The 12792-nt window shown below is 53.4% G+C and carries 7 protein-coding genes and 1 pseudogene; 1 reads left to right on the forward strand and 7 read right to left on the reverse strand.

What is annotated here, in order from left to right:
- Positions 1 to 270: 270 nt before the first annotated feature.
- The 3 genes from EA20_RS0119215 to EA20_RS0119225 form a co-directional block, all read right to left on the reverse strand.
- Positions 271 to 435: a general stress protein gene (locus EA20_RS0119215; RefSeq protein WP_024968383.1), complete on the reverse strand. Its 165-nt coding sequence runs from the start codon at positions 433 to 435 to the stop codon at positions 271 to 273.
- A gap of 367 nt (positions 436 to 802) precedes the next feature.
- Entirely contained in the window at positions 803 to 1996 is a 1194-nt protein-coding gene (locus EA20_RS0119220) for a zinc-dependent alcohol dehydrogenase (protein WP_024968384.1), read from the reverse strand.
- Positions 1997 to 2041: 45 nt separating this feature from the next.
- A complete protein-coding gene (locus EA20_RS0119225) occupies positions 2042 to 2950 on the reverse strand; it encodes an SDR family oxidoreductase (RefSeq protein WP_024968385.1) in 909 nt (302 codons plus the stop codon).
- 251 nt (positions 2951 to 3201) lie between these two features.
- Between EA20_RS0119225 and EA20_RS19925 the strand changes: the two are divergent.
- A pseudogene (locus tag EA20_RS19925) lies at positions 3202 to 3642 on the forward strand (S24 family peptidase).
- Between the two features lie 79 nt (positions 3643 to 3721).
- On the opposite strand, the gene EA20_RS0119240 reads toward EA20_RS19925, so the two are convergent.
- The 4 genes from EA20_RS0119240 to EA20_RS0119255 all read right to left on the reverse strand — a co-directional run bounded on the left by EA20_RS0119240 (position 3722) and on the right by EA20_RS0119255 (position 12417).
- Positions 3722 to 9730, reverse strand: a complete 6009-nt coding sequence (locus EA20_RS0119240; RefSeq protein ID WP_024968387.1) for an autotransporter outer membrane beta-barrel domain-containing protein — start codon at positions 9728 to 9730, stop codon at positions 3722 to 3724.
- 531 nt (positions 9731 to 10261) lie between these two features.
- Positions 10262 to 11524, reverse strand: a complete 1263-nt coding sequence (umuC, locus tag EA20_RS0119245) for a translesion error-prone DNA polymerase V subunit UmuC (protein WP_024968388.1) — start codon at positions 11522 to 11524, stop codon at positions 10262 to 10264.
- On the reverse strand, positions 11524 to 11943 hold the full coding sequence (gene umuD, locus EA20_RS0119250) for a translesion error-prone DNA polymerase V autoproteolytic subunit (protein WP_024968389.1): 420 nt from the start codon (positions 11941 to 11943) through the stop codon (positions 11524 to 11526). The genes umuC and umuD overlap by 1 nt, the downstream gene beginning before the upstream one ends.
- A gap of 240 nt (positions 11944 to 12183) precedes the next feature.
- A complete protein-coding gene (locus EA20_RS0119255; RefSeq protein WP_024968390.1) occupies positions 12184 to 12417 on the reverse strand; it encodes a hypothetical protein in 234 nt (77 codons plus the stop codon).
- Between the last annotated feature and the right edge of the window lie 375 nt (positions 12418 to 12792).

Genomic DNA, 12792 nt, shown 5'->3' on the forward strand with positions numbered 1-12792 from the left:
TTAAAACACAGGATTTGTGAAATTACAAGGTTGAGGGAAATATTTCATTTAACATCGGCACTTAATTATTTACGTATTATCGTCAGGTAAGTACGCGAACTCATGATGTTGAAAGTCGGACTGGCATCAATCAGCATGAGCGTGAGTTTTGTCAGGTAGTGTTAATTAAATGATAAAAAAGTTGTGCTAAAAAAACCCGTTTCCGGGCATGGAAACGGGTCATATTCCGGTATGTCAGTACCGGGCAGGCCTTAGCCGGTAGCGGCGGAATCAGTCACGGCGGCTGTTCTGCCCGCCCTTCTTACCCGCTTCGGAGGCTTTTTCACGGTCGTTCTTAAAGTTACCGCCGCTGCTCTGCCCCCCTTTTTTACCTGCTTCAGAAGCCTTTTCACGATCCTCGGCGAAGTTGCCGGAATTACCACGATGCTGAGTCATATAATCTTCCTCTTCGTGTTTAACATTTTTACCAAAACGATCCCACTGCGATAATACTTTTAATCGGTAAAATTACATTAAAGGATCCAGTAAATGTCGTGCATGAATAACTCTAGCAATAAGCCTCGAGGTTTCAATAAAAGTTTGATTAAATTTACCTATTAAAATACCTCTCTGAGTAAGCTACTGAGTAGAATATAATTTTAAAGGCCAATAATTCTGGCGTACGTTTACTGGGTAATAATCAGCGCAGTTGCGCAACCAAATGTAAGAAGATATTTTTCCGCTAACTCAATAGAGAACTTTTATTAATTTCAGAGCCGGGCAGGCCTGATAAACGGGTGTCGGCCTGCCCGGTCAGAGCGCCTCAGAGAGTGGCGCTGCTAGCCCCCATTCCCGGTACCAGGATCACCTTGCGGCACTCCTCCTGGCGTTTTTCAAAAATCTCATAGCCCCGGGCCGCCTCTTCAAGAGGCATATGGTGCGTCACAATCTCTTCAGGCTTCAGGTGCCCTTTTTCGATCAGCGCCAGCAGATCGGGCAGGAAAGCGTGAACGTGGGTTTGGCCCATTTTAAAGGTCAGCCCTTTATCAAAAGCATCTCCAAACATAAAACTGTGAATAAAGCCTGCATAGACGCCCGGCACGCTCACCACGCCGCCCCGCCTGACCGCCGCAATGCACTGCCGCAGCGCCTTGCCGCTGCTTCCCTCAATTTTTAGCGTGGTCAGTACGGTTTCCGTCAGGCTGCCTTTCGCTTCAAAGCCCACCGCGTCAATGACCGCATCCACGCCGCGATGACCGGCACTGTTTTCGATAATCCAGGCGGCAGGATCGTCATTTTTATCAAAATTGATGGGGATGACGCCGTAGCGCTCTTTTGCGAAAACCAGCCGGTAGTCGTTATGGTCAATCATAAATATCTGCTCTGCCCCTTCCAGCCGCGCGCAGGCTGCACAGAGTAAACCGACCGGCCCGGCCCCGAAGATAGCCACGCTCGATCCCGGCTTGATCTCCGCGTTTTTCACCGCCTGCCACGCCGTCGGCAGAATGTCCGACAGGAACAGCACTTTTTCATCCGGTAAGGTATCAGGAACTTTGAATGGCCCCGTATTGGCCTTCGGAACGCGGACATATTCCGCCTGACCACCCGGTATACCGCCGTAAAGATCGCTGTAACCGAACAGCGCTGCGGGCGGCGTGATATTTTTCCGGTTGAGCGTGGCGCCCTTGCCGCTGTTGGTGTTTTCACAGGCCGCATACTGATGGAGATGACAGAAAAAACAGTCGCCGCAGGCGATCACAAAGGGAATCACCACGCGATCGCCTTTTGCGACGGCGGTGACCCCTTTCCCGGTTTCCACCACTTCCCCCATAAATTCATGTCCGAAAATATCGCCATGATGGGTGCCGGGGATTTTGCCGCGATAGAGATGCAGATCGGAGCCGCAGATCGCGGTGGCCGTGACCCGCAGAATAATGTCATCCGCCGCTTCAATGGACGGATCGGGCATAGTGTCCACACTGACTTTGTGTGGCCCATGATAGGTAAGCGCTTTCATCGACTTAACTCCTCCAGATATCAGGATTGACTGCGGGATGAGGTATTACAGCGTGCCGGTTCCGCCATCGGAGCACCAGACCTGGCCCGAGGCGTAGCTGTTGCTCAGGTCGGCGAGCGTGACGTAGAGCGGCGCAATTTCGGCGGGCTGCCCTGGCCGTCCCAGCGGCGTGGAGCCGCCAAACTTTTCGATTTTCTCCTGCGGCTGGCCGCCACAGCACTGGAGAACGGTCCAGTAAGGACCCGGCGCAACCGCATTAACGCGGATGCCCTCCGGCCCAAGCTGTTTCGCCAGCGATTTGGTAAACGCGGTGATAGCCGCCTTGGTCTGGGCGTAATCCAGCAGAATATCGCTGGGCTTATCCGCCTGAACGGAAGAAGTATTGATGATGGAGGCTCCGCGCGGCAGATAATCCACCGCAGCCTTGGTGATCCAGAACATGGCATAAACGTTAGTTTTAAAAGTGGCGTCGAAAGATTCGGTCGTCAGATCGCGAATCGACTCACTGTACTGCTGCCGGCCAGCATTGTTGACCAACAGATCAAGTCCGCCCAGCGCTTCCGCCGCCTCTTTCACCAGTTGCTGACAGAAAGCCTCCTCGCGAATATCACCCGGCAGCGCCACCGCTTTACGCCCTTCGGCACGAATGAGCGCAATCACTTCCTGAGCATCCTCTTCCTCTGCGGGCAGGTAATTGATGGCAACATCGGCGCCTTCCCGGGCGTAGGCGATAGCCACGGCGCGGCCAATTCCGGAATCACCGCCGGTGATTAACGCCTTGCGATCCTGCAGACGTCCGCTGCCTTTGTAGGAGGTTTCGCCATGGTCGGGTCGCGGCGTCATTCTGCCTGCCAGCCCAGGAAAGGGCTGCTTCTGATGTTCAAAAGGAGGTGACGGAAAGTGCGCTGAATCAGGCTGATTAAGGGAGGAGGCTACGTGATGTTCTTTAGTCATATTTTACTCCTGCATTTTTGACGGTTTTCGTTTCTAAAGCATAGAACGTTGTCATAAATTCAGATCGTGCTTTGTCGCAGAAGCGTAAATGGCGAGGGCTGAACGCCCGGAGTATTTCGCCAGTGGCGCGGAGGACGGCAAAAAAAACATTCTTTATTCAGGCCATTACAGGAAAAGCGCGGCGGCCAACCCGATCGTTAAAAAGCCTTACCAATACGGTAGACACACAGACAAAACTGAGAATAGTAACGATGCAGTTTATACGCCTTCCGGATAGAGGCATGGCGCTGTCGCTGTTTATCGGGCGTGTCCCTTGCGGTTTGCTCAACCCCACTCAGGACGCTACTGAAGAGCGGCTGGACTGAGTACGCTGGCAATTAGCATCCCAGCGCCACCTGTTTTGTGAAGGTCTACGGGGATGCCATACGGGGTGTCGGCATCACCGATGGCGATCTGCTGATCGTCGATCGCTCGCTGACGGCACAGCACGGCGACATTGCCGTGGCCGTGGCCGTGGCCGCAGAATTTACCGTTAAGGCGCTACGGACCCGGTTTTTTTGCAGCTTATTTCCCATTATCGCCACTACTTCCCTGTTACATGTCAAGACGCAGAAGAGCTGGAGATCTTTGGCGGGGTAAACCTTGCTTTTGCCGCTTATAAAGTCACTTTCATCCGGATCTGTTACCCGTGATCAAGAGGTTCGTGTTAGGCGGGCCTGGTGAGAGGCAGGCCCGTCAGCAAAGGGGAAAATAGCGTCTGGAGGCGCACACTTAAAACGTCCAGCGGACGCCTGCGTTGTAGTGCCAGCCTTTGGCACCGTTTCCGTCGATCTCTTTGCGGTAATCCGCTTCGGCATAGAGTGAAACGTCATTCCTGAATGTTGTGGTGCCCCCCACGCCGACGTCCCACATCTGGCCGAGTTTTCCGCTGGTAAATGCCTGGCTGCTATTGCTGTCGGCGGCGCCAATCTGAGTTTTCGCCGCGCCGCCCCAACTGTGGTAATAATTGGTCCGGATGTAGGGCGTATACTGGCGCTGGCCCTCATCCTGCCACGTCTGTTCCATCCGTGCGCCAAGACGACCCACGGTCTGGTCATAATCCCCGTACGAAACAAAAGTCCGGTCACGGTCGGTGAAACTGTCCAGATTGACTTGCAGATAGGTCAGCTGCGCCTGCGGTTCAATGCGTAACCCATTACTGAACGTAAACGGATAGCCCGACTCCAGCGAAGCGGTCCAGCCCTTACCCTTCGGCGACGCCACCGCTTTCTGACGCGCAATATCGGTTTCGCCACGATGCCAGTTCCACGCCAGCGAGCCATCAACATATAAGCCGCTGTTGCGTTGCCAGGTACCGTAAAGCGCCAGACTGTCGCTGTCAAAAGCGGTCGAGCTGTAACCATCTGCGGCGTGCGGACGAATCCGCGTATTGCCGCGCGTATAGGCGATGCCGCCGCGCAGACTCTCCTGCGCCCCGTCTATCCGGACAAGGTTGCCGCCAAGTTGCACGGCGCTGTAGTCAAGATCGACGTCATAACCGTAATCGCTCAGCCCCCGATCGCTCTGATATTTCAGGTTCGAGCCCAGGTAACGAATAAACATCTCACCGCTGGCCGCATCAGAAGTTGCCTGCTGATGACGTAACTCGCCAAGGCGTTTATGCAGATCGTCGGTGGTCATCAGCTGGTAATACGCCAGGCCAACGGGGGTGGAAAGATATGAGGGTACCTGTGGTGTGACGGCGGGTCGGGCGGCGGTCCTGTCGCTGCCGGTCTGAGGCTGACACAGCGAGCCATCTTCGCAGACGAAGGTGTTAGCAAGGCGGTAATCCCAGAAATCATCGCCGTTGCCGCTGAGCTGACGCTGGCTGGCGTCGCTACTGCCAGGCGCAAAGCTATAAAGGCTGTATTGCCATGGTCCTGATGCCACATAGCCCCGACTCAGGGCAAAGCTACCTGCAGTGGCGCTGCCTGAAACCTGAGCCAGCGTAACCCCTTCCGTCGCGGCGATGATACCGTCGCGATTGTTATCCATTAAAGGGGCGCCGGTCAGCGCGTCTTCGATAAGCGTGGTACCGCTGACATTACCATTGACGCGCATGGCATCACTCTGCGTGGCCGCTGAATTGAGCCGCAGGCGACCAGTAGCCGAAACCAGATCGCCGTTGATGGTCAGCGTATCATCCGCCGCATTGCCGCCGTTGGTCAGATCCAGCGTACCGGCGTTATTAACCACGAGGGAGGTATTTGTTGCCCCTTGCAGCTGTGGATTAACGCCATTCCCGGCAAATAGCGTCGAGCGCCTGTCAACGTTAATGGTACTGTGCGCCAGCTTGATGTCGTCCGTTAAGGTCCATTCTGTATTATAGAAGTTGAGCGTGCTCCAGCCCGCGCCAAGGTTAGTACCTTTACGCCTATCATCATCAGCGAATGAACCGCCGCGCGCCCTGATTTCATTCAGATTCAGCGTGCTCCCTTCCCCATTTTCGGTCGTGATGTGACGGGTGTTTACCAGGCTGACATTCTGCACCGTAGCGACATTATTTATGCCGCTGCCCATCGTCAGGCTACCCTCAAGCGTTCCGCCAGAGACAAGCAGTGAATCAGTGCCGTTGCCGGTATCGACATCACCGATCACTTTTCCTTCCAGCAGGGCGATGACGTCGCTGGTCGCACCGCCAGCGACGACCACAGTGTCTGGATTCGGTGCGGTAATCGTGCCTTCATTAATAAACACTGACTCGCCACCGCGCAGATCGATGATAGGTGCCACCACACTTTGTGAAACGATCGTGCCCTGGTTAATCACCTGGCTGGCCGTGCTGGTGACAATCGCCGGGCCGCCGTTGGCCGCCTGAATATCGATAGTGCCGCCAGCAATTACCCTGCCGGTCGTGTTAGCACTTATGCCAGTACCTTCACCGGGAACCACGATCGTATATCCCTGTCCGATAAACAGATCGTTACTGGTCGTCGAGCCATCTTCATGGGCAAACAGATAACCGGTCCCGCCGCTGCCGACGTAAATCTGTGCGCTGCCACCCGCATCGAACGAAACCGCCGAACGGATACCGGCACCGCGTCCCGTTTCAAGCCGGACATTTTGCAGCGCTATCCCGTCAGTTTCAGCACGGTTATTGATCGCATTGCCGCTACCGTAAGCGCCAAGCGTAATGTCGCTGGCCTGAAACCATTGCGCCCCGCTATCAAGCAGTAAGCCATCCGCGCTGCCGTTGGCGCTCAGCGTGCTGTAGCCCTGCCCGTCGCCATTAACTGACAAGCCTGCGCCGCTGCTGACGCGCAGCGCAGCGATGCCGTCATCAACACGCAGCGTGCTGTTATCAATCGGGTTGTAATAGCCATAACCGCTGGTGGCATCAATACCGATGCCCGATGCCACACGCACACTACCAAGGTTGAGAAAAGTACCGCCATCATGCACGCGGGCGCCGGTGCTGTCAGGACCGGTTAACGCCACCACGCCCTGATACTGATTAAAGATTGCGCCATAGTTGCTGACGTCAAATGCCGTGATATTGCTGCCGTTTCCGGTAATCTGGGAAGCGGCATAGATTGTGGCCCTGTCTCCTGCACTTACCGCGCCAGTGGTATTGTTACCATTGAGCACAATAGCGTTGCCGATAATCGCCTCCCCGAGATCGTAAACGCGTATCGCCGCCGCGCCGCTGCCGTTAACGTTATAAACATCGCTACGGTAGATGAGTGAGCCCTCACCGGAGACGGAAACCCCAGTACTGTCGGCACCGTTCAGCGTCACAGTGCCCGGCTGTAGTGCATAAAAATCACCGCCGTTACTGAGCTGGTACAAGGTGGAACCGCTGGTGCTGACGTTCGTGTTGCCGCCGTTGCTAAATATAATGCTGTTTCCGCCCGTGACCCGATAACCGACCTGATTATCATTATTGAATACCAAATTACTGGCAGACCCCGTGTAGATCTCTGCATTACCGGCGACAAGCGCGCCGACAGCATGCTCACCGTAGAGATTAATGGTGCCGTTCTGGTTAAGCACAGCCCGCTCGCCGCTCGCTACCGCACCATATGTCGGCTGAGCGCTGTCAGAGGTGCCGTAAGCGTTCAGCGTCCCGCTGTTAGTGATCTCGGTGGGGACCGTATTGTCTTCGGCGAACGCATATCCCTGCGAATATAAACCGATGCCGCCACGCATCACGCTGATATCGCCGCTGTTGGTCACTTTGGCACCATAGCGTGCGGCAATGCCGGTTGCACCTTCACCGCCTAACGTAATATCGCCAGTGTTAACCAGCCTCCCCTGCGCCAGCGCCAGCAGGCCAAGCTGTGAGTTTGCCAGACCGCTGATGGCGGCGTGGTTTGTCAGTAATGTGCCGGCATCAGAAGCCTCATCCGGATTAATAACGTAGCCGCGCAGATCGTGCTTATCACCATCAACCATGGCTGCGCTGGCGCCTTCTCCCGTCAGGCGAAACCGGGTGCCCGCATCAATTGTGCCCTGGGCACCGCCTTCAATCTTCACGCCCGTTCCGTAGGCGCCGATAGTAAACGTCGCGCCATCAGTGAAAATATCGCTCTCTTTGCCACTACCGACGATGCCAGTCGCGCCAGGCGCATTAAGCGAAAGCGTCATATTTCCGGCACTAAAATCCGCACCGTCGAGTAAACGGAATAAGGTGCCATTTCGGCTGGCGGTGACATAGCTGCCGTGAGCGGGCAGATTGATAGTGGCATCCGGGCCCGTGATGAAAAAACTGATCTGATGCTGGCCGTCCGCCGAATGCGGCACCGCGCTGGCCGCCACGTTAACGGTGGCATTTCCTTCTGCGCGTACGCCGATAGCCGCGTTGCCGTTGAGATTAATCGGCCCACTCAGCGCTGCTTTCGCCATGCCTCCGCCCTCGCCGGTTACCCAGACAGCGGTATTATGAGTGCCGCCAGCGGCATCAGCATTGCCGTTGACGTTTATCGTTCCCGTCGAATAGGCGCTGGCGCTGTTGCCCTGCGTGGCGAGCACCTTGATCCCGATGCCGTTCTCACCGTTGAGGTTGATCGTTCCGGCGTTGCCAACGCCGCCTCCCTTGCCAGCATTGACCGCCAGCAGGGAGATATTTTCCGCCGGTTGTATCTGCGCCCGTCCGTTGACATCGATTATGCCGTTATTGCGCGTTACGGCATTTGGGCCCGCCTCAACGCGCATTCCGACGGCGTTCTGCACTCCGGAGCCGATGACGATGCGACCGTTATTGATGGCGCTGGTGTCAAGGATCTGGCGGATACCGCTGACGCCGCCGCTCAGGTTAACGGCGACATCCTGCGTAGTGTCCTGCTTATGGTTTTGTGGTGAGCGGCCAATATAAATCGTGCCATCTTCCGCATTAATAAAGCTGCCTTCACCACTGAAACTGACTCCTGCTGCCGAACTGTCGTTTCTGACATCCGCAATGCCGACATTGATATTGCCATGATTTATTGCGCTGCCGTTACCGAGCCAAATCGCATCGCTTCCCCACGCGGAAGGTGCATCCCCCACCGCAAGATTGATCACCCCATTATTGGTAAACTGACTGCCAGAAACGACCGCCACGGCTTTGCCTGTATAGCCCAGCGTGCTGGTGTCCACGCCTTCACCGTCTGCGTGATTGAGGAAACCGGCGTTGATCACACCGTTGTTAATGCCGTTGCTGCCGTTAAGCAACTCCAGTCCTCTGCTTTCTGACTGCACTGGCCCTGTGGTGGCGAGCTTGCCGTCAACGATCGCTGTTGCACCATTGCTGGCGCGAACTGCCGCACTACCGCTGTTCACCACCTCAAGCGTTTTACCGCTGGAGATCTTCACGCTGGCGCCAGGGCCATCGGCATGCAATACCACCTGGTCACCGGTTGGCTGCGCCACTTCATCGTCTGAATTATCACTGCTCATACGATAAACCACGCTGCCTTCGGACAGAGAAAAAGCTTTGTGAAACTCGTAGCTGTAATCGTCCTGGGTAATATACCCGTTTACAAGTTGATTAATTAACCAGTCGTTATAATCGCGCAGTTCATTAAGGCTGGTCACAGTAAACGTACTGATCCCTTCGGCCGTAGTGACGGTGAAAATGCCGGTATAGTGCACCACGTTGTCCATGTTATACGCCAGCCGATCGCCACCATAAGGCGGTACGGCAGCGGTAAAGGTAATACGGTTGTCAGAATTCCAGTTCAGGTGCCCGCGCTTTGAAGCGGTAAAGAGTTGACTCTGCTTGGCGGCCATTGACCAGCTATTGGTGGCAGAGTGCGTCGCTGCGCCCTGCTGGCCGATATCAACGTTAATGATGCCATTACTGACCGACGCCACCCGGGCGTCGATATACTGTCTGTCTTCGACATCATAATAATCAGGCACTTCTCTGTCAGGGTTCACCATAGGTAAATCAGCAAAGGCTGAGCTGTCATAGATGGTATAGGACTTATAGGTATTATTTTCGTAATCAGGAATGATGACACTTAAGTTTTGCTGCCCGACATTAAGGCGTTGCTGCCCCGTCAGATTATCATTGATAATCCGGCCTGTGCGTTGCAAATCGCCCAGCGTCACGCGGGTCGCCCCGCTTTCGCCCGGGGCAAACTGCGGCAGCCCGTTTAATAGCTGAGTGCTGCCATTACACAGGCAATACACGCCCGCTTTATAATCATTATTTTCAGGCGCATAGGGTTTTAATATCGCCGCCGATGCGCTTAATACCGGAAAAAGCATACCTTGCGCAGCAATAAGGCCCAGAAGCACAGGATTTAATTTAAACACCGTATTTTCCTCAACAGAGAAAAGGCAAAGCCCGAAAGCACGCAGCGTGCAGTTTCAGGCGTCATTAAAGGCATTAAAATTGACGGAGAAGAGTGGAGTTTGAATGCAATGAATCACATCACTTTGCTAAATTAAAATCCAGCAGGACTTAACAGTCAGCCTCATAGAAAAAGACTTTTAAGACTAATCGCGTAAAAAAAGCAGTAAGCGTGGATCTGAATTAATATTCTTATCAATTAAATATCAATTATATAGAATCTATTAAAGCACCTGCATTTACTGAATTTGATTTAGGTTTGCATCAGAAGAGAAGCGTGAGTTTTTAGTTATCGTTAAAACTGGACCTGAAACCTTAACGGACTTTTTTTATTTTCTTTGCGAAAAGAATTCCACCACTCTCCCTACCGGCGGGACTGCTATACGGATAATACCGGCCAGCGCCCTGGCCCTGGAATGAATCTGTGATGGTGGACGCCGGAAGGTATCTCTTATCGATCGGAGAGGTGAATGGGAATAGCGGGAGCCTGAATATTACTTTGCGACAGGAAGGTCTGAATATTTTGTTGTGTACGCTGGAGAGAGCATCTCACGCTTCATTGACCATGTTTTCTGAATCCCTTGTCCTGCGAACCATAATTTCCCTTTGCCACTCTGGTTCAGGCCGTCAACGACACGCATCAGCGCCTCACTGTTTGCCTGAGGTTTACATTCGTCAAAAAGATTCAGTTGGGATACACCCTGACTGAAGAAGTCACCCAGAATCACACCCGCTTTCATATAGCGATGGCCATCCAGCCAGATGCGATCGAGCGCATCCATCGCCATACGAATGATATCGCGCGTATCGTTTGAAGGTGTCAGCAATGTCCCCATCGCCTGATTGCCGTAAAAGATCTCACCTGGCGTGTGCGGGCTGGTCCGGATAAATACGGCTATCTGTCTGCAATACTGTTTTTCACGCCGAAGTTTTTCAGCGGCTCGTTCTGCGTAAGCGCACACCGCCTGCCGCATATCACTGTACTCCGTGATACGTGAGCCGAACGAGCGCGAACAGACGATCTGCTGTTTGGCTGGGGCGAATTCTTCCAGTGTAAGGCAGGGTTCCCCGCGCAGCTCACGAACGGTTCGTTCCAGTACAACGTTAAAATGCTTGCGGATAAGAGAGGTGCTTTGCTCCGCAAGATCTTTCGCCGTCATGATGCCCATCGCATTCAGTTTCTTGCTGATGCGCCGGCCCACTCCCCACACCTCCTCCACCGGCACCAGCGCCATCAGCTTCTGTTGGCGTTCACTATTCGACAAGTCCAGTACGCCGCCCGTCTTCGTCCACTTTTTCGCGGCATGATTGGCAAGTTTAGCTAAGGTTTTTGTCGGCGCGATACCGACGCCGACCGTCAGATGCGTATCGCGCTTCACCCGCGCCCGAATCTCGCGACCGTAATCCTCCAGCCCCCGGCCATGATGAACGCCCCTCAGGTCCATAAAAGCTTCATCAATTGAATAGATTTCGACAGACGGTGCCATATTTTCAAGCGTGGTCATCACTCTGCTACTCATATCCGCATACAGCGTATAGTTAGAGCTAAACACATGGATTTGATGCTTTTTTATTTCATCTTTAAGCTTGAAGTAAGGTGCGCCCATGGGGATGTTGAGCCTTTTTACTTCTTCGCTCCGCGCAATTATGCAGCCGTCGTTATTACTCAGGACGATAATCGCTTTACCGCGCAAGTCAGGCCGGAAAACGGCTTCGCAGCTCGCATAGAACACATTCACATCCACCAGGGCAAACATCAGCGACTTATCGTTTTAATAACATGTTTCACCACCCCGAAGATTTCAAACTGATCGGGGTCGGTAATCGGGATAATGGCATGTGCCGGATTCATGGGCTTAAGGTGCAGAAAAGGTTTTATCATGAGCTGTTTGACAGTGAACTCGCCTGAAAACGCCGCCACAATGATATCCCCGTGCCCGACTTTCAGTGAGCTGTCGACCACCAGCATATCCCCTTCGTTAATCCCCCCGTCAATCATGGCGTCACCGCTGACCCGGATGAAATAGGTTGAGCTTGGATGGCTCACAAGCAACGTGTTCAGATCGAGGCGCTGCTCAATGTAGTCCTGTGCCGGTGAGGGAAAACCGCAAGGAACCCGCTCACTGTACAAAGGCAAGGCTAACGCGCGGATTTCCGCAGGATTGAAAAACTCCATGACAATCGTCCCAATCAATACTGTATATATAAACAGTATTATCAATTTATAATTGAGATCAAGTTAATTTCTGGAAATTTTAGTGAAGGCGTTGGCGAGCAAGGATATTTAGTTAACCGGCCCGGCGCATGGCCGGGCGAAATGGATAAATATTGTGCGACAGCAACAGGAAATAACCCTGCCGGTCTGGCGGGCCGTTTATTTTATGAACACGCTGTTCATCCTGAAATGCATTTTTTTTTACCCGTTTGGGTTAAAAACCTGAAACAGACGCGCCTCTCCATCAGAGGGAGAGATATCGCGAAAGGTCGTCGTATGCGTCTCAATCCATGTGTTGGCAGCGCGAAGCGTGTAATGCCAGTTAAGGCGGCCCAGCTCTTTTACAAAGTCGACAGTACTGATGGTGTAGCGTCCGGCGATATCGCGCTTAATCGCCCGTCTGAAAGCAAACATAATTTCATAGTCACGAGGCATCATCTGCACTCCCGCAATTAACTGTATATTAATACAGTAGTATCGATCGACTATGCCGCACAATACGCAGCCTGCAACAAAATTGTAAAGTCTCTGATTATTCATGAAAATAATTGTTGAGGCGGTTTATCTGGGAAGGCATCTTTGATGCGGCGGTCAGTCAGATGAGCAACCAGAGAGGCGTCGTCGGCCGGGCTGCGAAGACCCCTGGCAGCATGGTTTGGTTTTGATATTAAGCGAAGGTAACGCTGTACAGATTATTAACGTCAGGCGGTTTATCGGCGCCCTTACCGTTACCTGTCCTGATACAAGCGGGACGCAAGTAGGATTCATCATATAGTCACGTGTTAACGCCCGCTTAATACTCATTATAAA

Source organism: Pantoea sp. IMH (assembly GCF_000599885.1).
Lineage (GTDB): Bacteria > Pseudomonadota > Gammaproteobacteria > Enterobacterales > Enterobacteriaceae > Erwinia.